The sequence below is a fragment of the Bradyrhizobium pachyrhizi genome, assembly GCF_029714545.1.
Taxonomy (GTDB): domain Bacteria; phylum Pseudomonadota; class Alphaproteobacteria; order Rhizobiales; family Xanthobacteraceae; genus Bradyrhizobium; species Bradyrhizobium pachyrhizi.
This window is the reverse complement of the sequence record NZ_CP121667.1, coordinates 1566252-1587822: the sequence shown is the minus strand read 5'-3', so window position 1 is coordinate 1587822 and position 21571 is coordinate 1566252. Positions and strand designations below refer to the sequence as shown.

22 protein-coding genes are annotated in these 21571 nt (G+C 64.0%); 14 read left to right on the top strand and 8 right to left on the bottom strand.

Annotation, left to right across the window (positions count from 1 at the left end):
- Positions 1–70: 70 nt before the first annotated feature.
- Entirely contained in the window at positions 71–1033 is a 963-nt protein-coding gene (locus QA639_RS07180) for an alpha/beta fold hydrolase (protein WP_157344546.1), read from the bottom strand.
- Positions 1034–1392: 359 nt separating this feature from the next.
- Here QA639_RS07180 and QA639_RS07175 point away from each other — a divergent pair, with 359 nt between their 5' ends.
- A complete protein-coding gene (locus QA639_RS07175; RefSeq protein ID WP_018269760.1) occupies positions 1393–1569 on the top strand; it encodes a hypothetical protein in 177 nt (58 codons plus the stop codon).
- A gap of 97 nt (positions 1570–1666) precedes the next feature.
- On the opposite strand, the gene QA639_RS07170 is transcribed toward QA639_RS07175, so the two are convergent.
- Entirely contained in the window at positions 1667–2335 is a 669-nt protein-coding gene (locus QA639_RS07170; protein ID WP_051376054.1) for a tetratricopeptide repeat protein, read from the bottom strand.
- A gap of 123 nt (positions 2336–2458) precedes the next feature.
- Entirely contained in the window at positions 2459–2584 is a 126-nt protein-coding gene (ykgO, locus tag QA639_RS07165) for a type B 50S ribosomal protein L36 (RefSeq protein WP_002718645.1), read from the bottom strand.
- 453 nt (positions 2585–3037) lie between these two features.
- Between ykgO and QA639_RS07160 the strand changes: the two genes are divergently transcribed.
- From QA639_RS07160 to QA639_RS07145, 4 genes are read left to right on the top strand one after another with little or no spacing between them, the layout of a single operon-like run.
- Complete coding sequence (locus QA639_RS07160) at positions 3038–3922, top strand: 4-hydroxyphenyl-beta-ketoacyl-CoA hydrolase (RefSeq protein ID WP_018269758.1); 885 nt, start codon at positions 3038–3040, stop codon at positions 3920–3922.
- Positions 3923–3958: 36 nt separating this feature from the next.
- A complete protein-coding gene (locus tag QA639_RS07155; protein ID WP_283089443.1) occupies positions 3959–4798 on the top strand; it encodes a dienelactone hydrolase family protein in 840 nt (279 codons plus the stop codon).
- On the top strand, positions 4795–5538 hold the full coding sequence (locus tag QA639_RS07150) for a haloacid dehalogenase type II (RefSeq protein ID WP_028333001.1): 744 nt from the start codon (positions 4795–4797) through the stop codon (positions 5536–5538). Before QA639_RS07155 ends, QA639_RS07150 begins: the two co-directional genes overlap by 4 nt.
- A gap of 5 nt (positions 5539–5543) precedes the next feature.
- Positions 5544–6017 (top strand): YbaK/EbsC family protein, encoded by a 474-nt coding sequence (locus tag QA639_RS07145; RefSeq protein ID WP_283089442.1) that lies wholly within the window; start codon positions 5544–5546, stop codon positions 6015–6017.
- Here QA639_RS07145 and QA639_RS07140 read toward each other — a convergent pair.
- The 4 genes from QA639_RS07140 to QA639_RS07125 form a co-directional block, all read right to left on the bottom strand.
- Positions 6014–6394 (bottom strand): hypothetical protein, encoded by a 381-nt coding sequence (locus QA639_RS07140; RefSeq protein ID WP_168856521.1) that lies wholly within the window; start codon positions 6392–6394, stop codon positions 6014–6016. The two genes, QA639_RS07145 and QA639_RS07140, sit on opposite strands and share 4 nt — an antisense overlap.
- Before the next feature lie 141 nt (positions 6395–6535).
- On the bottom strand, positions 6536–7525 hold the full coding sequence (locus tag QA639_RS07135) for a tripartite tricarboxylate transporter substrate binding protein (protein ID WP_050384270.1): 990 nt from the start codon (positions 7523–7525) through the stop codon (positions 6536–6538).
- Between the two features lie 397 nt (positions 7526–7922).
- Positions 7923–10358, bottom strand: coding sequence for a Nal1-like putative serine protease (locus QA639_RS07130; RefSeq protein WP_283089441.1), 2436 nt, complete (start codon positions 10356–10358; stop codon positions 7923–7925).
- A 172-nt stretch (positions 10359–10530) separates the two neighbouring features.
- A complete protein-coding gene (locus QA639_RS07125) occupies positions 10531–11445 on the bottom strand; it encodes a LysR family transcriptional regulator (protein ID WP_016846155.1) in 915 nt (304 codons plus the stop codon).
- A 117-nt stretch (positions 11446–11562) separates the two neighbouring features.
- Here QA639_RS07125 and QA639_RS07120 point away from each other — a divergent pair, with 117 nt between their 5' ends.
- The 7 genes from QA639_RS07120 (at position 11563) to QA639_RS07090 (ending at position 19871) form a co-directional block, all read left to right on the top strand.
- Entirely contained in the window at positions 11563–12315 is a 753-nt protein-coding gene (locus QA639_RS07120; protein ID WP_028332997.1) for an SDR family NAD(P)-dependent oxidoreductase, read from the top strand.
- Positions 12316–12390: 75 nt separating this feature from the next.
- Complete coding sequence (locus QA639_RS07115; protein WP_283089440.1) at positions 12391–13089, top strand: pirin family protein; 699 nt, start codon at positions 12391–12393, stop codon at positions 13087–13089.
- Positions 13090–13178: 89 nt separating this feature from the next.
- Positions 13179–13778, top strand: a complete 600-nt coding sequence (gene wrbA / locus QA639_RS07110; RefSeq protein WP_028332995.1) for an NAD(P)H:quinone oxidoreductase — start codon at positions 13179–13181, stop codon at positions 13776–13778.
- A 248-nt stretch (positions 13779–14026) separates the two neighbouring features.
- Positions 14027–15643 carry a B12-binding domain-containing radical SAM protein gene (locus QA639_RS07105; protein WP_283089439.1) on the top strand — a complete coding sequence of 539 codons (1617 nt, stop codon included), beginning with the start codon at positions 14027–14029 and terminating at the stop codon, positions 15641–15643.
- 133 nt (positions 15644–15776) lie between these two features.
- The gene (locus QA639_RS07100) at positions 15777–16724 is read left to right on the top strand and encodes a DUF5996 family protein (RefSeq protein ID WP_283089438.1); all 948 of its coding nucleotides are present in this window, start codon (positions 15777–15779) and stop codon (positions 16722–16724) included.
- A 429-nt stretch (positions 16725–17153) separates the two neighbouring features.
- On the top strand, positions 17154–18260 hold the full coding sequence (locus QA639_RS07095; RefSeq protein ID WP_283089437.1) for a glycoside hydrolase family 5 protein: 1107 nt from the start codon (positions 17154–17156) through the stop codon (positions 18258–18260).
- 123 nt (positions 18261–18383) lie between these two features.
- A complete protein-coding gene (locus QA639_RS07090) occupies positions 18384–19871 on the top strand; it encodes a hypothetical protein (RefSeq protein WP_050384252.1) in 1488 nt (495 codons plus the stop codon).
- A gap of 48 nt (positions 19872–19919) precedes the next feature.
- Here the strand turns inward: QA639_RS07090 and QA639_RS07085 are convergent, their stop codons facing one another.
- Complete coding sequence (locus tag QA639_RS07085) at positions 19920–20519, bottom strand: 3-keto-disaccharide hydrolase (RefSeq protein ID WP_028332990.1); 600 nt, start codon at positions 20517–20519, stop codon at positions 19920–19922.
- A gap of 218 nt (positions 20520–20737) precedes the next feature.
- On the opposite strand from QA639_RS07085, the gene QA639_RS07080 reads away from it, so the two are divergent.
- Positions 20738–21208, top strand: coding sequence for a cupin domain-containing protein (locus QA639_RS07080; protein ID WP_244978566.1), 471 nt, complete (start codon positions 20738–20740; stop codon positions 21206–21208).
- Between the two features lie 70 nt (positions 21209–21278).
- A complete protein-coding gene (locus QA639_RS07075) occupies positions 21279–21518 on the top strand; it encodes a DUF2171 domain-containing protein (RefSeq protein ID WP_016846164.1) in 240 nt (79 codons plus the stop codon).
- Positions 21519–21571: the final 53 nt, after the last annotated feature.

Here is a 21571-nt window from a genome sequence, read left to right as displayed (position 1 = left end):
ATGATGTTCGGCGCCACGCGGCGGCGCAAGCCTTGCCGGATCACATTCGCGCGGCGCAAACGCGCCGCAGCTATTGCGCCGTCACCACGTCCGGCACCATCAGGTCGGCCATCGTCTCGATCTCGGACGCCACGAGATCGGGCGCGACGTACTGCACCATGTGACCTGTGCCCGGCAGCACGATGAGCTTGGCGTTCGGTGCCGTGGCGGCGAGCGGCCGCGAATGGATGCCGGTCGAGACCGTCTTGTCGATGTCGCCCGAAATGATTGACAGCGGCGCCCTGATCTCGGCATAGCGCGGCGCCTGCTCGATGACGGCGGCCTTCAGCGTGACGAGGTCGCGCGCATTGGCGATGAACTCGCGCGGGCGCAGCAGGAGCAATGACTCGCTGTCGCGGACGAAATCGGCCGGGACCGGCTGCGGCGCGAACACGCCACGCGTGGCCGAATTGGCGACGAGGAGACCGAGCGGCAGCGTGATCGTGTGCGCGAGCAACGGCCCGATCAGCGGCGTCGAGATCACATCATTGTAACGGCCGGCGCCGCCGCGCCACGGATAGGCGACAGGGGCGAGCAGCACGAGGCCGGCGACGCGGTCCGGATGATCCAGTGCAATGCGCAAGGCGAGCGCGCCGGCCCAGGAATGCGCCACCACGATCGCCCGCTCGACGCCGAGCCTGGTCAGCGCCTCCACGATCATCCGGGCCTGGATCGCGGGTGTTGAATCCGCGACGCGCTCGCGCGTGCTCCAGCCGTGACCCGGCCGGTCGATTAGGACCACCCGGCGCGCTTTGGCAACGCGATCGCCGAGCGGCTGCATCGCGCGCAGATTGGAGCTTGCACCATGCAGCATCACGACCGGCGGCCCGACCGCGTCGTGCGGGCCGAGTTCGACGACATGCAGCCGCGCCCCGGCCACATCGATCATCCGCCCCTGAGGCCGGAAGGCGCGCTGGATCAGCAGGGTGCCGATTTGCGTCGCCAGCGCCAGGGCGAGCCCTGCGGCCGCCAGCGCAATGATTGCGGTCAACATCGAGGAGATCCGAAAGGTCTTAGGCACCTGATTGGGCACCTGACAATTACGACGAAGCCGAAATCAGATTTCGCGCGGATGTGCCCCCTGCCCGGGCATGCTCTTGTATGGAAAGCCAATTGTCGATTTTCCGGCTCGCGTCCCGGCGCGGAGTTGTCCACAATGCGCCCAGCCTGTGGATAGCGGGTTCATACCTGCGTCATTAGTCATTTCATAGATTGGCGGTGGCAATTTCGCCATCAGACGCGAGGCTTCATCGAAACCGGGACGCCACTGGAACGCTTCCTGGTTTGTACACAGTATCCACAGGAACCGGCGTCCGCATGACGAGTTCAACGGGAAGTAATCGGAGGAGTACCATGATTTCCGACCCTAGCGATGCGGCCATCGATCAGATCGTGGCGAGCTGCAATGGCGACCTGCGCGGCGCCCTGAAGGCACTGTTGCTGGTGAATGAGCACCTGGAGGCGGAGCTTCAGCAATTCTATGCTGCCGTAGCCCAGGACACCGCGTCCCGCGGCAAGTTCTTGCACTAGCCTCCTGCGCCGGACCGTACCGCGAGCAAGCATCAGGCTCGCGCGCAACGTGCCCATTCGCGGCCATCGCCCCACGATCGCGATCAATCGCACGCAATCAGATATCGCGGCCTTCGACCTTTTCGGTCAGCTGCTTGACGATCTGCGGCACCTTCTCGAGGTAGGGATCGACAGCCAGCGCCTTGCGGAAGGCGTCGAGCGCACGCTTGTCGTCGCCCATGTCCTGCATGATCATGCCGACGCCCGCCAGCGCGCCGAAATGGCGGGGTTCGCGGGTCAGCACCTGCTGCAGGTCTCCCAGCGAACGAACGTAATCGTTCTTCAAGTAGTAGATCGTCGCACGCCGGTTCCAGGCCTCGACATAGTCGGGGCGGAGCTTGATCACCGCGTCCAGCAGCTTCAGCGCGACATCGACATTCTGGGCGTCGATCGCCGCCTTGGCACGCACCATCAACAGCGCCGCGGTATCGCTCGGGGTTTGCAGCCACAGCGCCCAGATCCGCGCCTCGACATGCCGGGCACTATCCTCGTCGGGCGCGGCCTTCAGCGCGCCGAACAGGAAATCCAGCCCGCGGGTCCGGTCGGCCGGCACCTTCGGCAGCTTGGTCGGAGCCTCAGGTAGTTTTTTCTGGGCCCTGGGCGGCGGGACCACCCGCGGATCGTCCTGCGCGACGGCTGCAACAGGCATGGCCAGAAGCGCGGCGATCAGGATCGCCAGCCAGCGGTTGGTGGGTCCCAGGAACTTGAATCCGAGCTTTAATCCCATGGCCGAAGTCTAGACGCACAACGCCGCACTGCAAAGCAGCGCGGCGTCAAAGACCTGTGAAGGAGTGATCGGAATCGGCCGGCGATCCGGGCGGGATCAGCCTTGTCGATCAGATTTGTCGGATCAACCCTGGCGCGCCTTGAAGCGGCGCTGGACCTTGTTGATCACGTAGACGCGGCCCTTGCGGCGAACCAGACGGTTGTTGCGATGGCGGCCGCGCAGCGACTTGAGCGAGTTACGGACCTTCATGGGACAATCCTGTTACTTCGAAAGGCCCGTGTTGGAGGCCGTACCTGATCAATGCCAATATTTGGCAAAATGGGATTTATCCCGATAAGCGGCCTGCCGCCCGGGACGGCCGCGTTCTAAGCCATCGGACCGTTAAATGTCAACCGAGACGGGCCGATTTTCGGGCCTGTTCTGGCCGGGAACCCGCCCAAGGCACCGCGCCACGCCATTGAGATCGCTTCGGAAACGGCGACGACCACAATTATCCGGACCAACGACGCGACCCGCCATCTCTCTTTGACCATGGCGTCACGGCCGCCGAATCGCGTTTTCGTCCTCCTCGCGCCCGCCCATGACCGGACCTCGTGTCGTTTTGAGCTCGGCGCGCGACCATATCCCCTCGGCGCTTGCGAAAATCGTTATATCATATAATTATTTTCCATCACCAATGAACACGCCCGCCGGGGAAGCCGAATGCCCAAGCTCAAACTGCCCGATATCGAAAAGGTCACAGCGATCGACATCCACACCCATGCCGAGGAGCCGTGCGGCATGCATGGCGACGACGGCTATGACGATTTCCAGGCGCAGATGGCCGACTACTTCAAGTCGCCGCACAAGCATCCGCCGACCGTGCCGGAGACCGCCGCCTACTACCGCGCCAAGAACATCGCCGCCGTGATCTTCCCGGTCGACGCCGAGCGCGAGACCGGCTTCCGCCGCTACAACAATTACGAAATGCTCGAGGTCGCCTCCGACCATCTCGACGTGCTGATCCCGTTCGTCTCGATCGACCCGCACAAGGGCAAGCTCGGCGTCCGCGAGGCACGCAAGCTGATCGAGGAATACGGCGTCCGCGGCTTCAAATTTCACCCGACCATGCAGGGCTTCTACGCCAACGACCGCATGGCCTATCCGCTCTATGAAGCCATCAACGACGGCGGCGCGATCGCGCTGTTCCACACCGGCCAGACCGGCGTCGGCTCCGGCATGCCGGGCGGCATGGGGATGCGGCTGAAATATTCCAACCCGATGTACATGGACGACGTCGCGGCGGATTTCCCCGACCTCAAGATCATCCTCGCGCATCCTTCCTTCCCCTGGCAGGAAGAGGCGCTGTCGGTCGCGACCCACAAGCCGAACGTCTATATCGACCTGTCCGGCTGGTCGCCGAAATACTTCCCGCCGATCCTGGTCCGCTACATCAACTCGATCCTGCAGGACAAGATGCTGTTCGGCTCCGACTGGCCGGTGATCACGCCGGACCGCTGGCTCGCCGACTTCGCCAAGCTCGACATCCGCGAGGAGATCCGGCCGAAGGTCATGAAGGCCAACGCGCGGAAGATTTTGGGGATCTAAGGGAGTATTGTCGGCGGCAAGCTTCGGAGGTGGTTCATGACGAACTTCACCGGACTTGCCACCCTCTCCGCACTCCTGGTCGGAAGCGCAGGGCTCTGCTGCGCGGCACGCGGCGGGCAACCGCCCGCGTTCGTCGAATTCGAGAGCCCGCTTGCAAGTGCGCAGCCGCTGCAAGGCTATCTGCGAACACCCGATGGACCGGGCCCCTCACCCGCCGTGGTGCTGCTGCACGGCTGCGGCGGCTTCTTCAAGCAACTCGACGAGCGCTGGGGCAAGCGGCTGGCGGCCTGGGGCTATGTCACGCTCACGGTCGACCGGTTCGGGCCGCGCGGCATCACCAGCGCCTGCACGGGCGGCGCGCCGGCCGCAACCGTCCATGACGCCTATCGTGCGCTGAGCTATCTCGCACGGCAATCGGCGGTCGATCCCGATCGCGTCGCGGTGGTCGGGTTCTCGCAAGGCGCCTGGCTCGCCCTGCTCTCGGTCGAGCGTGGCGCGATCGAACATAACGCGGCAGAGAAATTCCGCGCGGCCGTCGCGTTCTACCCACCCTGCCTCGGCATCAAGGGCGACATGACGGTGCCGACGCTGATCATGGTCGGCGAGCTCGACGACTGGACGCCGGCCAAGGAGTGCCGGACCCTGGCCGAGGGCCGCGACGACTACGGCATCTCCCGGCAGAATAGTGCGGGACACCCGATCGAGCTGATTGTCTATCCCGGCGCCTATCACGGTTTCGACGTGCCGCATTACAGCACGCCGGTGCAGATGCTGGGTCATCACCTCGAATTCAACGAGGTGGCCAGGGATCAATCCATCGACGCACTCAGGAAATTCCTGTATGCGACAATCGGCGGGCAAGAGAGATCACAATGACCATCAAGGCAATCGTCTTCGACGCCTACGGCACGCTCTACGACGTCCAGTCGGTGGCCGACGTCACCGAGGATGCGTTTCCCGGCTACGGCGACATCATCACTCAGATCTGGCGCATCAAGCAGCTCGAATACTCCTGGCTGCGTTCGCTGATGCGGCGCTACCAGGATTTCGCCATCGTGACTCGCGATTCCCTCGCCTACACGCTGCGCTGCCTCGGCCTGCAATATGACGCGGCGACCTTCGCCCGCATCATCGACAAATATCAGCATCTGGCGCTGTATCCGGACGCGGTCGGCGCGCTCGAGGCGATGAAGGACAAGAAGCTCGCGATCCTGTCCAACGGCAGCCCTGACATGCTGAATGCGCTGGTGCGCAATTCAGGGCTCGACCGCGTGCTCGACGCGACCATCAGCGTCGACGCCCACAAGGTGTTCAAGCCGGCGCCCGAGGCCTACACGCTGATCGAGGAGGTGCTGAAAGTACCGCCGGCGGAGGTGCTGTTCATCTCCTCCAATCCGTGGGACGCCTGCGGTGCCAAGTCGTTCGGCCTCAACGTCGCATGGATCGAGCGGGTGACGCCGCAGGCGATGGCGCTGGCCTGCGTCGAAAGCGAGACGGTCGCCCCATTGACGATGTTCAAGACGCTACGTACCCAGATGGACGAGCTCGGCGTCGTGCCCGATCACCGGATCCACGGTCTCTCCGAACTTCCCGCCCTGGTGTCTGCAAGGTCCTGAACGACATGAGCCTCGAGTCCGTCCGCGCCTTCTTCGCCGAGAAGGCGCCCGAAATCTCCGTGATCGAATCCACCACGAGCTCCGCGACCGTCGTGCTGGCGGCGGAGGCCTATGGCGTCGAGCCGGCGCGGATCGCCAAAACGCTGAGCCTGCGGGTCGGCGACCAAGTGGTGCTGATCGTCGCCGCCGGGACGTCGCGAATGGACAACAAGAAGGTGAAGGCGGCGTTCGGCGGCAAGCCGAAGATGCTCGGCCTCGACGAGGTCGCCGACATCACCGGCCACGAGGTCGGCGGTGTCTGCCCGTTCGGGCTGAAGACGCCGCTGCCGGTCTATTGCGACGTATCGCTGAAGGCGTTCGATGTCGTGGTGCCGGCGGCAGGCTCGACCCACAGCGCGGTCCGCATCACGCCCGACAGGATGGCGGAGCTGACTGCGGCCGAATGGGTCGACGTCTGCGAAGTCAGACCTGGGGACTAGTCTTCATCGTCGAACGGCGGCCGCGATGGCGCCGGCTGCATCGGCTGTGGTGCGCGCGGCCGCTGCTGCATCTGCGGCTGCTGCGGCGCGCGGCCCTGCGCTTGCGGCTGTTGGGCTCGCCCCTGTGTCTGCGACTGTTGCGCGTTTGATTCGAACACGGCACGACAACTGTTGGAAAGTTGCGGCGTGTTCTGCCGCAGGCAAGCCACGATGCGCTGCACGTCGGGCACTTGGTCGCTGCAGAGCCGCCACACGTCCGGTGTGCACGCCATCTGCTGTTCCCAGGTTCCCCGATACTCCTCGGCGACGGCGGCCGTTGCCGTGACAGCTCCGCCGATCGCTATGGCAAGGCTCAGGACGATCCGCTGCGATCGCATGTCGGGCTCCCGTTGTTCCAGATACTGGCCCGCGCGCGCATGTTCCCGCGCCGCGATTTGCTCCAAAGCTGCCCAATGAATGCGGCCAAGGATCGTTCGCGCAGACAACTAAAAGTGAAGAGAGTTTGTCCCGCGAGTTCCCTATTCGACCTTGCCGATCTTCTTCACCGCCGCGATCAACCGCGCGCTGTCCTCTGCAACAAATTTTGAGAACGCCGGCGCGTCCATATAAGCGACAGGACTGCCCGCGGTTTCGAAGGTCTTGATTACCTGCGGCGCCTTCACGGCATCGGCCATCGCCGCGCGCAACCGGTCCATGATCGGCATCGGCAGCGCTGACTGCGCGAACAGTCCCGCCCAGATGTAGAACTCGACGTCCTTGTAGCCGAGTTCCTTGAAGGTCGGCAGATCGGGGAAGCTCGCGATCCGCTCGGCGCCCCAATTGGCGAGCACGCGCATCTTGCCGTCCTCGACCTGCTGCTTGAGCGTGCCCGGCGCCGACGCCAATGCCTGCACGGTCCCGGAGAGCAGCGCGGTGAGCGCCGGGCCTGCGCCACGGAACGGCACGTGCAGCAGCTTTATTCCTGCGCTCGCCGCGAACATCTCCATCGCGACATGCAGCGTGCCGTACGGACCGGACGAGCCGTAGGGGATCTGTCCCGGGCGTTTCTTCGCGTCGTCGACGAATTCCTGCAGCGTCTTCCACGGCGCCGAGGCCGGCACCGCCAGCAGCGTCGGGTCGGCAAGCACACGCGCGATCGGCGCGAACTGCGACACCTCATAAGCCACCGGACGATCGAACAGCCGGTCGGCCTCCGGCAGCACTGCGAGCGAGGACAGCGTCATCAGCAGCGTGTAGCCATCGGGCTCGGCGCGCGCGGCCTGCGCATTGCCGATCGATCCGCCTGCTCCGCCGGCGCGATTGTCGACGATCACAGGCTTGCCGAGGATACGCTCCAGCGCAAGCGCCACCGGCCGCGCCGCAAGGTCGGCCTGGCCGCCGGCCGGAAACGGCACGATCATCGTGATGTTGCGGTTGGGATAGGCGCCTTGCGCAAACGCTGGCTTGGCGAGCGCAGCCTGCGCAAGCGGCAATGCGGCAGCGGCGCGCAGGAGTTCGCGGCGATTCATCGAGAGTTTCTCCCCAATCATTTTTTGGCGATCGCAGCCGATCGCGATGCCGCGGTCAGAACCGCGGCTTGATCACATGGTGCAGGAGCGGAGCGCTGATCTCAAGCGTCCCGCTGCCGCATCCGACGCGGGCTGACCGATGGGGAAGATCGAGCCGGGCGGGTCGGGCCGAGTGCATGCTGAGATTCGATCGAATAACGACGGCGCTGTGCTCCCTCTCCCCGTTCTTACGGGGAGAGGGTTGGGGTGAGGGGCTGCCTCCGCGTAAATGGCGACGGTTGGACTTGTGGAGGCTCCCTCACCCGGAACGCATCTAGCGATGCGTTCCGATCTCTCCCCGCACACGGGGCGAGGTAAAGCTGAATCCGCTGCGCGATGCGATGTAAATCATCTTGCTCTAACGCTTGCGCGCCGCCTTGCGGGTCTTTCCGACCGACCGCTTGCTGGCCGCGCCGCGCTTGGTCGCGGTCTTCTTGCTGGCGGCTGCGCGTCGGACCGGAGCAGCTGCGGCCGGCCGCTTGCGCGCCACCGCCTTCTTCGGCGCCTTCCTGGCCGTTTCCCTCGCAGCTTTCCTGGCGGCCTTCTTCGCTGCTTGCGGACGCGCGCGTCGCGCGGTTGTCGCGCTGCGGCGCCGCGTGCTGCTGCCTCCGATCGGAACGAGGTGGTCGTCGGCATCCAGTGTGAGCTGCTGGAGCGGGAACGCCGGCAGGAAGCTGGGGTCGTTGTAGAGCTTGCTCAAACTGTCCTGATCGAACTTGCCGCCCTGCCCGCGGTCCTCGCCCGCGCCGGCGCGCCAGGCCGCTTCCCAGACCCGGGCCAGGGTCTTGGCACCGTCCTGCATGCAGGCCGCGGTGGCGTCCTTCAGCTTCGACCACAGCGCCTCGACCTGTCCGCTGCCCATATGCGAATTGAACAGGTTGACGATGGTCATCGGCGGCAGCCGCTTCACGGTTCGCTGCATCAGTGCGACCACGGCAACCGCTGCGTCGCGGCCGGTCGGCGTGCCGCCCGGAGCAATCTCCGCGACGTCGCTGGTCCTGGCGTCAGGGATCATCTTGATGAGATCCTTGCCGTGGCGGCCGATCATCGTGGTCTCGTACACGCTGTGCACCTTGGCGTGCGCCTTGTCGTTCGGATCGAGGCCATGGTGGAATTGCGAGATGTGCAGCGGCTGGCAGGCATCGCCGATGTAATGTGCGACGATGCCCGCGGCGCACACGAACTCCAGCTTCTTGTTGGCGGCGGCGTACTCGACCATCTCGTCGAAAATCTGCCAGACCCGGAACGGCAGCGCGCCGCGCCGGTCCTCGCCGATCCCTTCGTAATAGTCGTTCCAGACCTTCGGATCGACGTTGCGCGTCGACTCCGCGCAAAGATCGAGCAGCGTCTTGCCGTCCCTGCCCGGCTTGTCCATGTCGGCGAAGTGATTGCTTTCGTCGGTGTGCCGGGTGAAACGCCAGACCAGGTCGGCGACATCGGCCAGCGGCGAGAATGTGCCTCGCTGATGCGGCTTGAGGTCGGCGAGCAGCTTGTCGTCGAGGCCGATATTGTCGGAATTGGCGTCCATCATGGTGGCGAGCTTGGGCAGCTTCGCATCGATCAGACCGGTCGCGTAGGCACCGATCTTGACGTGGCCCCATTCGCCCCAATACTCGGTGTGACCGGCATTCCAGTCGCCGATCAACTCGACATCGAGCTCGCGGCACAGTGTCGACATGCAGATGCCGAGCGCGACCTGCATCGGGACCTTGCCGCTCGATCCGAACAATTCCTGGCCGCCCCATTCGAGCGCCAGGGGACTGAGGATCCGCGCGCCGCTGGCGTTCTTCTTGGCGTCCGGATCGTCGACAAACCAGACCGTGCCGGAGTCGCCGGGATAATTGTTGAGCGGCGTGTCGCCGTCGCGCGGGCCGATCACGAAATCGCTGACATATTCCATGCCGCCGACGGTCTTGTAGCGATAGAACAGGCCGAGGATCTTGCCCTTCATCAATCCGCTGGTCGCACCGAACGCGATCAGCGGCTGGTTGATGATGTCGAGACGGAAGGTGCCGACATTGAGGTCGACGACGTCGCCGACCTGGCCGACGCCGTAAACCTGCGCGGTCCAGCCCTTGACGTCATCGACGCGGATCAGGCCGGCATCGAGATTGGCCACCACGCGCGAGCCGGGCCAGCCGGGATAGACCTCGCTGAAGGCGCGCTTGCCGAGTTGCAGCGCATCACTGACGCCGAGGCGGCGATCGGTGTTCTTGAAGCCGGCGAAGATCTCGCGGCCGGCGGCGCCGACCACGTGACGGTTGGAGAGCGCAAACACCGTCTCGCCGTTGGTGACGAGACAGCCGATCGAGCCGCGGTGGATCTTGCCCTGGATCATGGTCTGTACCGGAAAGCCGCCGCCGACCAGATCGCTCCTGAACACCGGCGGATCGACGGTGCCGGGGCTGCCCTCGTTCGGATCGACCTTGACGACGCAGGTGGGCACGACGCGACCGTCCGGCAGATAGAGGAACGGAGGTACCAGCTGGTCCTGCTTCTCGGGATGGTTTTTCAGCTCGGAGCGCTTCATCCAGTCGCGGACGAAAACGAGGATGCAGGGCCACGACCAATCCTTGACCGACGAATTGAACAGCGTGCGCGGACCGAGCGCCTGCGGCTTGGAGTGCGCCTTTCTTTCCGTCGCGTTGCGGTCGTTGTCCCGGATCAGATAGCGGCCGATCGCCGTGGCATAGACCGATTGCAGATGTGCCAGATGCACGTGATAGGCCTCGCGGGCATCGAGCAGGTCCTTCACCGACAATGACGTGAAATCGTGCTTGGTCAGATCAATCATCTGGTTCCTCCGAAAATGCGCTTTGCGGCAACACCGGTCCAGGACGCAGAAATAGACGATCGCGGCAGCCCACGATCATGGGTTAGTTCACATAAGTTATACAATTTAAAAGGGATGACACGAATGTGACGGGGCGGGGCGGATGTCCTTCCACCGGTCCGCGTGCGGATTTCTATTTCCGCTGCGCGCGGCCTTTGGCGAAATGCTTCGCCAGGAAATCCGCCAGCACCTCGACGCGGGCGGGCCGCGGGCCGCCGGGCGGGGTGACGAGATGCACGGCGCCCTCGGGCTGCTTCCAGCCCTTCAGGATCACCTCGACCTCGCCGCGCGCGATCGCATCGCCGACGATGAAGTCGGGCAGATCGGCGATGCCGAGACCGGCGAGCAGCGCGGGCATCACCGCCTCGCCGTTGTTGACCCGGAGCTGGCCGGCGGGACGCACGCTCGCCTGCTCGCCTGACGCATTGGTGTAGTGCCAGACGCCCTGGGTCGAGAGATAGGCGTAGCCGAAGCATTTGTGCTCGGCGAGATGCATCGGATGGGTCGGCCGGCCGTGGCGCTTCAGATAGGACGGCGCGGCCACCGTGTAGCGCGGCATGCCGCACAGCCGCCGCGCGATCAGCGATGAATCCGGCAGCCGCGCGATGCGCAGGCCGGCGTCGAAGCCCTCGCCGATCAGGTCGACCGTGGCATCGCTCAGGTGCAGGTCGATCGAAACCTCCGGATAGGCCTCCATGAATTCCGGCAGCAGCGGCGCCACCGTCTTGATGCCGAAACTCATCGGCACCGCGAGCCGCACCAGGCCGCGCGGCGTGGTCGATTGCGCCAGCGCCTCGTTCTCGGCGGCCTCGCCATCGGCGAGCAGGCGCGCGGCGCGCTCCGACAATTTCTGGCCGGCATCGGTCAGCGCCAGCCGCCGCGAGGTGCGGTTGAACAGCCGGGCGCCGAGCCGCTCCTCCAGCCGGCTGACCGCCTTGGACACCGTCGCCTTGGACAGCGAGAGCTCGGTCGCGGCCGCCGCAAATGACCGTAATTCCACGACTTTTGCGAAGATCGCGAGCGCCTCGAAGTCCGGCAGTTTCGACATGGGCCGCTGTCCTGATTGCTCAATACTGGAAACAATGAGTTTCAATAGTTTCTATTTCTATACCACAGCCGGAGGCATATCCAAGGGTCATCGAAATTCAATCAATGGAGAAATCCAATGACCAAGAAGCTCACAGGCAAGGTTGCCCTCGTCACCGGCGGTTCGCGCGGCATCGGCGCAGCCAGCGCGCGTGCACTCGCCGCGGAAGGTGCGAGCGTCGCGATCAGCTACGTCGCCTCTCCCGAGAAGGCCGAGGCCGTCGTCGCCGAGTTGAAGGGCAAGGGCGTCAACGCCCGCGCCTACAAGGCCGACCAGGCCTCGTCATCCGATGTCGATCAGCTGGTGAAGACTGTCGCCAAGGATTTTGGCCGGCTTGACATCCTGGTCAACAATGCGGGTGTCGCATCGGGCGGCGCGGTCGACGATCCCGAGGCCGACACTGCGACGCTCGCCCGCCAGGAGGCGATCAACATCGACGGCGTGATCACCGCGATCCGCGCCGCCTCCAAGCTGATGGGCGAAGGCGGCCGCATCGTCACCGTCGGCTCCATGCTGGCGGATCGCGCCTCGTTCCCAGGCCTTGCCGACTACGTCGCCACCAAGGCGGCCGTCGTCGGCTACACCAAGGGCGCGGCGCGCGACCTCGGACCACGCGGCATCACGGTAAATGTGGTGCAGCCCGGCTCGATCGACACCGACATGAACCCGAAGGACGGTGGCGAGTTTGCCGAGACGCAACGCCTGCAGCATGCGCTGCAGCGCTTCGGCCGCCCCGAAGAAGTCGCGGCAGGCGTCGTGTTCCTGGCGAGCCCGGAAGCGTCGTTCGTGACCGGCACCGTGCTCAACGTCGACGGCGGCTTCGGCGCCTGATCGCAAAATTTTCTGGAGACGCCGGGCGCAGAGCGCCCGGCCCGCTCCTCAACATCGACATCAAGGGGAATGACCATGATCGAACTCAGACCATTCGCAAAGCTCGGCGGTGCCGACCACGGCTGGCTGAAGGCCAAGCACCACTTCTCGTTCGCGAGCTACTACGATCCCGACAATGTCAGCCACGGCGCGCTGCGCGTGTGGAACGACGATGAGATCGCGCCCAACTCCGGCTTCCCGGCGCATCCGCACGCCAACATGGAGATCATCACCTATGTTCGCGAAGGCGCGATCACGCACCAGGATTCGCTCGGCAACAAGGGACGTACCGAAGCCGGCGACGTCCAGGTGATGAGCGCCGGCAGCGGCATCCGTCACTCCGAGTACAATCTGGAGCCGGCGATGACCAAGATCTTCCAGATCTGGATCGAGCCGACGACGACGGGCGGCCAGCCGACCTGGGGCTCCAAGCCGTTCCCGAAGGCGGACCGTTCGGGCAAGCTCGTCACCATCGCCTCGGGCATCGACGGCGACAATGACGCGCTGCCGATCCGCGCCAATGCGCGGGTGCTCGCCACCACGCTGAAGGCCGGCGAGAGCGCGGAATACGCTGCCGACAAGGCCCGTCACCTCTATCTGGTGCCGGCGGCCGGCAGCATCGAGGTCAACGGCGTGCGCGTCAATGCGCGCGACGGCGCCGCGATCCGCGACGAAGCCACGCTGAAGATCACCGCGCTCGAGGATGCCGAGCTCGTGCTGGTCGACGCGGCCTGATCACCACTCACCCTGCATGCGCGGACCGACGTCCGCGCATGCCCCTCCCCAAATCATCTTCCCCTACCTCAAACCCAAAGGAGGCCATCATGGCCAAGGTTCTCGTTCTCTATTACTCCGCCTACGGTCACATCGAAGCCATGGCGAATGCCGTCGCGGAAGGCGCGCGCGAAGCCGGCGCCACCGTCGACATCAAGCGCGTCCCCGAGCTGGTGCCGGCCGAAGTCGCCAAGGCCTCGCACTACAAGCTCGACCAGGCCGCGCCGATCGCCAAGATCGACGATCTCGCCAATTACGATGCGATCATCGTCGGCACCGGCACCCGCTTCGGCCGCATGGCCTCGCAGATGGCCAACTTCCTCGACCAGGCCGGCGGCCTCTGGGCAAAGGGCGCGCTGCACGGCAAGGTCGGCGGCGCCTTCACCTCGAGCGCGACCCAGCATGGCGGCCAGGAGACCACGCTGTTCTCGATCATCACCAACCTCCTGCATTTCGGCATGACGGTGGTCGGGCTGAACTACGGCTTCGCCGGCCAGATGAAGCTCGACGAGGTCACCGGCGGCGCGCCCTACGGCGCAACCACGATCACCGGCGGCGACGGCAGCCGCCAGCCGAGCGAGAACGAACTCGCCGGCGCCCGCTATCAGGGCCGCGCGGTCGCGGAGACCGCGAGGAAACTTCACGGCTGATGCGATGGGGGCGGCATTCTCGTTCGCGATTGCCGCCCCTACCTAAGTCGCAACGTCGTTGCCGGACAACGGCGCAAGAGCGATCGCTGCTCCAACGCCAAGAGATGCCAAGAGACGCCAAGAAAGGCCGATAATCGACGTAATAGGCGTCCATGCCCAAGATCGCCTGACAATTGGCCGCGAATCGAGCCCTTGAGCGGCGACAAGCCGCGTGTCATCGTGCGCGTCAATATCCAGGCCGGAGCAACATGACGGTTCCCTGTCGCGTCCTAATGATCTATCCGAAGTTCGTTCAAGACTCCTTCTGGAACTATACGGAAGCTTGTGAACTCGTCGATGCGAAGTATCCGGCGGCGCCACTCGGACTGATCACCGTCGCCGCCATGCTGCCGAAGCATTGGGATATTCGCCTCATCAACCGTAACACCGAGCCCTTGACGGACGCCGATCTCGACTCGGCCGATCTTGTCATGATCGGCGGCATGCTCAACCAGCAGCCTGATTTTCTCCACCTGATCGATCTCGCACACCGGCACGGCAAGCCGGTATGTGTCGGCGGACCTGACGTCTCCTCCAGCCCGCATCTTTACGCCGACGCGGACTTCCAGGTGATCGGTGAGGCAGAACAAATCATTCAGCAATTCGTCGCCGCCTGGGAAAGTGGAGAGCGCAAGGGCGTGTTCGTCGCCGAGAAATTCAAGATCGACGTCACGTTAAGCCCGATGCCCCGCTATGACCTGATCAAGTTCGACCACTATCTCTTCATTGGCGTGCAATATTCGCGTGGCTGCCCGTTCACCTGCGAGTTCTGCGATATTATCGAGCTGTATGGTCGTGTGCCGCGCACCAAGACCCCCGATCAAATTCTCGCTGAGTTGCAAGCGCTCTACGATCACGGTTATCGCGGACATGTCGATTTCGTCGACGACAACTTCATCGGGAACAAGAAAAACCTCCGCATCCTGCTGCCGCAGCTCAAAGCCTGGCTGGAGGAGCGAGACTATCCGTTCGAGTTTTCGACGGAAGCCTCGATCAATATCGCTGACGACAGCGAGCTGTTGCAGGCGATGAAGGACGCGAACTTCTTCGGGATTTTCGTCGGCATTGAGAGCCCGGATCCGGAGACCCTCGTGCAGATGAAGAAGAAGCAGAACACCCGGCGCGACATCGCCGAATGCATTCACAAGATCTATGGCTACGGCATGTTCGTCACCGCGGGCTTCATCGTCGGGTTCGATACCGAGAAAGCCTCGATGGGGCACGCGATGATCGACTTCATCGAGGAGGCGAGCATTCCAGTCTGCATGGTTGGACTGCTCTATGCACTGCCGGGCACGCAGCTGACGCGGCGGCTGGCGAAGGAAGGCCGCCTGCACGAAGGCCATGATCTCATGAAGGTCGAGCAGGCGGGCGACCAATGCACGCTCGGCTGCAATTTCGACACCATACGTCCGCTGCGTGACATCCTCGAGGACTACAAGGCCGTGCTCGGGCACGTGTTCAACCCGACGGCCTATGCAGGACGGCTGTCGCGGCTCGCCGCCATGCTCGACCGGTCCGACCGGCGCCGCGACCTGCCGGATGGCGACGTACGCAAGAGGCTTGGCGGCCTCGAGGGCGTGCACACGATCATGCGTGCCTTGCCGGAGGTCCGCGAACCGTTCTGGAAGACCTTCGTCGAGGTCGCCAAGTCCAATCCGGGCGCGCTTCGCTACATCGTGATGTTGATGGCGCTGTATTTGCATTTCGGGCCATTCTCGAAACACGTGATCCGTGAGATTGACCGCCGGATTGCCGCCCTCGACGATATGCCGCCGGTGAGGGTCACGGAGCTTGGGCCGCGAACTAACCTACATGCGGTTTGACGGCAAAGCGCGTTCGTGCGCTTCGCCGACCAGAGCACGTCGCGCGGAACGATAGGATCGGTTCCCCCAAGGTCATCGCGATCAATTCGTGATAGACGAAACACTGTACGTCGCGCAGCCCAGAGGTTTTGTCATGACTAACGCACAAAAGACCCGCTGGCCGGAACTGCCGACCGCGGCGTGGCGCGACAGCTGTGCCACGCTCCAGCTCTTCACCCAGATCGCCGGCAAGATCCGGCTGGTGAAGTCGCCCTGGCTCAATCACTCCTGGCACGTCACGCTCTATGTCACGGCGCGCGGGCTGACGACCTCGCCGATCCCCGACGGCGATCGCACGTTCCAGATCGACTTCGATTTCATCGATCACATGCTGCGCATCTCGACCAGCGACGGCACCGAACGGCAATTCGCGCTGGCCGGTCAATCGGTCGCAAGCTTCTACGCGGCGGTCATGACCAATCTGAAGGACCTCGGCATCGACGTCGCCATTGACGAGATACCGAACGAAGTCGCCGATGCGATCCGGTTCTCGCAGGATACGCAGCATGCGTCCTACGACGCGGATGCCGTGCACAGGTTTCACCGGATCCTCGTGAACTGCGACCGCGTGTTCAAGCAATTCCGGACCGGATTTCTCGGCAAGGCGAGCCCGGTGCATTTCTTCTGGGGTAGCTTCGATCTCGCGGTGACGCGGTTTTCCGGCAGAACCGCGCCGCGGCATCCCGGCGGCGTGCCCCATTTGCCCGATGAGGTGGCGCACGAGGCCTATTCGCACGAGGTCAGCAGCGCCGGCTTCTGGCCGGGCGGCGGCGCGATCGATTATCCCGCGTTCTATTCCTACGCCTATCCGGAACCCGCGGGCTATCGCAGCACGCCGGTACGGCCCGATGCTGCGTTCTTCAGCGAGGCGCTTGGCGAATTCATCCTGCCCTACGACGCCGTGCGGACGGCTGCCGACCCCGACAAGGCGCTGCTCGAATTCCTGCAATCGAGCTATGAGGCCGCGGCCATCAACGCGAACTGGGACCGTGCTGCGCTGGAATGCGCACCGGGCCAGCCGGGCGTGGTCCGAGGGATCTAAAGCATGATCCGGAAAAGTGCGAAGCGGTTTTCCGAAAAGATCATGCTCAAACAAAGAGCTAAGGCGCGATGACGATTCAACCTAATCTCATCGCGCTTTAGCGGCGCGCCGCACCGGCGGCTCAATCCTCTTCGCGCGACGGGGTCGCCTTGCCGAGCGCCTGCTTCAGCCGCGCTGAGAATTTCGGAGTGACGCAGCGCCAGCACGGCGCGGTCGCGACCAAACACTGCATTTGCGATTCTCGTGGACAGTCGCCGAAGGCGCATAAGTTAAACTTTCGTGTTACGTCTTTACCGCATCGTTGCTTGGCCGAGCTATCTTTCGGACGACGCCCGCAACCCCGGCCGACTCGAACACAACAGGCAGTATATTCGTGAGCGCCCCGCAACCCGTCACGATCCCGCGGCAACCATCGCACGCTGATCGGTCATGACGCGGCCATCGACCCTTGCCCTCGCGGTCAGCGCGTCGATTCTGCTGTCGGTCGCCGCGCGGGCCTGCCCCGCCTTGATCGAAGGTGTCCCGGCCGACCGGCTCGAGGCGCTGTCACGCGGCGTCAATGCCGACGGCTGGATCGCCGATCCGCGGTCGGCGCCACCCCGCGGCCTGCTGCTCGAGCTGCGCAAGGCCGGCATGACCCACATCCGGCTGCCGGTGCCCGCCGATTTCGTCATGCCGCGCTTCGCCGCGAAAGCGGAGATCGACAGCCGCCTGCGCACCGTCGATGCGGCGCTCAAGACCCTGCTCGCGCTCGGTTATGCGGTGTCGATCGATCTGCATTCCGGCGAGAGCTTCAACGCGCTGCACAAGGACGATCCGCCCGGCGCGATGATCGAAATGAAGCGCGCCTGGACCGAGCTCGCACGGATCATGCAGCGCTATCCGTCCGACCGTGTGTTTGCGGAACTGTTGAACGAGCCGGATGTCGAGGCCGCGCAATGGCAGGGCGAAGTCCGGGAACTGGCCGGCTTCGTTCGCGGCCTGCTGCCGCAAACCACGCTGATCACCGGTCCGGTCAACTGGCAGCGCGCGGATTCGCTGCCGGATTTCACTCCGCTCGACGATCCGAATGTCGTCTATGCCATCCACTTCTATGATCCGATGGTGTTCACCCATCAGGCCCATTGGGATCCGAGTGAGCCGCTGCACGACGTCACCGGATTGCCCTATCCGGTCCGCGCCGACGATCCCAGGGTTCAGCAGCTGCGGGATCAGCTCACCGCGCTGGACAAGCGCAAGGCGCTCGCGATGGTGGACCGCGCCATTCCCGACCGCGGCATCGACAAATGGCTTGAACCCGCCGCCGCCTGGCAACGGCAATATTCCCGCCCAATCATCATCAATGAATTCGGGGTGCTCAAGGCCGGCGCCCCGCGCGACAGCCGGCTGCGCTGGCTCGCCGGCGTGACGGCCTACGCCCGGCAACAGTGCTGGGGCTGGACCCATTGGGAGCTGTCGCAAGGCTTCGGCCTCGCCGACCCGGTCACCGGCAAGGTCGACCGCGAGGCGCTGAGGGCCCTGCTCGGGACCCGCTGACCCATCTGGTTAACCGGTTCTTACACAATGCGCGGCTAGATCGACGATGCGGTGTGGCACGCCCACACGTCCGGTCACGTTAGGTCAGAGCCTGTGCGAGCAGAGATAGCCCCGCGGCCGCTGTTGGCCGGCGATCTGATTCCTGCACTCGGCATCGCCGTGGCATCGATCGCATTCGCGCCGATCATGCAGGCGGCCAACGCCGGGCTCGCGATCGTCGTCGAAAGTCTGATCGGCTGCGCCATCGTGCTCGCGGTGCCGGCCTACGCGCCGTCGATCGCCATCTTCATCATCTTCTTCCAGAACCTCTTCGTCTCGATCCTGTCGTCCTACATGACGACCGAGCAGGAGATGGATTTCGTCAAGGGCTATAATTTCCTGGTCATCGCGGTGATGTGGCTGGTCACGCTGGCGCTCTACGCGCTGCACGAGCGGAAACATTCCGCCGAGATCGACCGGATCATGAAATGGGGGTTGATCACGCTCGCAACCGTGACGGCGTATTTCCTGCTCGGCGCCACGCAGGATTCGCACGCGGCCCTCGTCTATCTGCGCAACATAGCGCTGCCGCTGTTTCTGTTTCAGCTATCGCTGCTGACGGCCGCAACCTTCGAGATCCGCATCACGCCCTTCCTGGTGACGGTTGCCGCGCTGCTGATCGTCTGCGGATATGTCGAACTGCTGTTCCGCGATTTCTGGCTCTCCATCACCAACGGCTACACGTTCTGGCACTTCGACGAACTCAAGGCGAGCCGCTCCGGATCCTGGGAAGCCGAGATGCGCGCAACCGGCAGGGTGCCGGTGGATCTGATCGATCGCTTCCGTTTCAGTTTTCTCAACAGCCCGTTGTTCGAGGACCTCGGCCTCTCGTCGTTGCTGCGCATCTTCGGACCGAATATGAGCCCGATCAGCTTCGGTTACGGAATCGCCTTCTCCATCCTGTTCCTGTTCGCGGTCGGATATCGCTGGCTGGCGCTGGCTGCGATCCCGCTGCTGATTTGCTGTAGCGTGAAAGGCGCGCTCATCCTGGTCATCTTCGTCGCCTTGGGCTGGACGGCAACGTGGCTGCTCGGCGCAACCGTCACCCTTGCCGTCGCGCTGGTCGGGCTCGTGCTGTACGCCATCGCGGCGATCTATATCGGACTCCAGATCGGCGACTTCCACGTGATCGGCTTCATGGGCGGATGGGACGGCTTTCGGCAGAATCCCATCGGCCGCGGACTTGGCGTCGGCGGCAACCTCTCCGAGGGTTATTTCTCGATCGACTGGAACGCCGCGCAGGCGGCCGGCACGATGGACGGCGCGGTGGAGAGCGCCGTCGGCGTGCTGCTGTACCAGATGGGGATCGGCTCGCTGGTGCCGCTTGGCTACTTCCTGGCGATGGCGCTGAAGGCCTGGCGGCTCTACGCCTCGTCGGGAATCCTCATCCAGGGGCTCGCCGCCTTCGGCACGATGGTCGTGCTGGTGAACGGCATCTTCCAGGAAGAGGCGCTGTTTGCGCCGCCGGCACTTGGGCTGTTGCTGTGCCTGACCGGGCTCGTGATCGGCCATCATCTGCGCACGCAAGGCGACGATCGGAAGGTCTCTACGACCGACAGTGCTCCTCAATAAGGAGGGGCCTCGTCGCAGTGCGATCGAGGCCCCGCTCAACCGACGCCGTCAGAGCGGCTTGATCTGCACCTTGCGGAACTTGACCACGCCCGAACCATACTGGAGCGCGATATAGCCGTTGGCGTGCTTGGAATCCTGGGCGTCGACGGTCTTCTGGCCGTTCAGCGTCACGACGAAATGCGGCCCCTGCGCCGTGATCTCGTAGACGTTCCACTTGCCGGCCGCCTTCGGCATCGGATCGACCTTGCCGACGTCGACAATCGCGCCGGTACCGTAGGTCGGGTCCGGCCGCTTGTCGAAGATGTTCACCTCGTAGCAGACCTTGGAGTCGATCACCTTGTTGCCTTCGCAGCGGATGAAGATGCCGCTGTTGGCATCCTCGTCGGTCCAGAACTCCGCCCGGATCTGGAAATCCTTGTATTGGTTTTTGCTGACGAGATAGGAGAGATCCTTGCCGTCGAGCTTGTCGGCGACCAGCGCGCCGTCCTTCATCGCCCAATTGGCCTTGCCGACCTCGTCCCAGTCACCCTTCTTGGAGCTGTCGAGCAGCGTGACCCAGCCGTCGTCCCCCGAGGCGGCGGTGGAAAATTGCAGCGCGGCCGCACCGATCACAAGTCCTGCCGCCAGTATCGACAGATGCTTCTTCAAGGTTATCCTCCCGTCTTTTGGTTGGCGCGCAACCTATCATCGTCTGCGGCGGCGTAAATGCTTTTTCATACTGCAACTGCGTTGTGTCACGGATCGCTGTCGCAATCCTGGGATCAGACATGCACGGACGCGTCTTGCCCGGCGGAAGCGAGGGCGACTAGCTTGCGCGGCATACGGGCGCGGCAGTCGCCCGAGAAATCCGATCTGGGAGCATACCGATGACGGCGTCGAACCGATCATGGCGATACCTGATGACGCCGCTGGCCTTCGCCGGCATTCTGAGCGTCAGCTCCGCGGCTGAGCTCAATCCGGCCGCCGTCACCTACAAGCTGCCGGATCAGATTCCCTGGAGCCCGGTCGACGCACGCGGCGCGCAGAATGCGGTCGTGGTCGGCGATCCCTCGAAGCCCGGCTTCTACATGGTCTACACCAAATGGACCAAGGGCAATCACTTCAGCCGTCCGCACTTCCATCCCAACGACCGTTACATTGTGGTGCTCAAGGGCACCTGGTGGGTGGGCTCGGGTCCGAAATTCGATCCCGATCACGGCACCGTGGCGATGCCGGCCGGCAGCTTCGTCACCCATTTCGGCAAGCAGGTGCACTGGGACGGCGCCAAGGACGACGACGCCGTGCTGCTGATCATGGGCGAAGGCCCGGCCACCGCGACCGAGGTCGAGCAGAAGTAGCCGGAACCGGCTAGCAACCTTTGCATCCAGGCGGCGTTTCATCCCCATCAGCATGACGAGGAGATGACGCATGGCAAACGCTGCCGACATTCGGGAACATATGGATGTGATCTCGTCGGACAAGAAAACCGTCGGCAAGGTCGACCACATGGAAGGCACCGACAAGATCAAGCTGACCAAGCAAAGCTCGCCTGACGGTCAGCACCATCACTTCATTCCGCTGTCCTGGGTCGATCATGTCGACCAGCATGTCCACCTCAACAAATCGGGCTCCGATGTGACGGCGCATTGGCAGCACGGCCGCCAATAGCCGCGTTGCGCGAGGTGGGAGCGATGCTATCATCCCGGCCCAAGGAAGGGCCT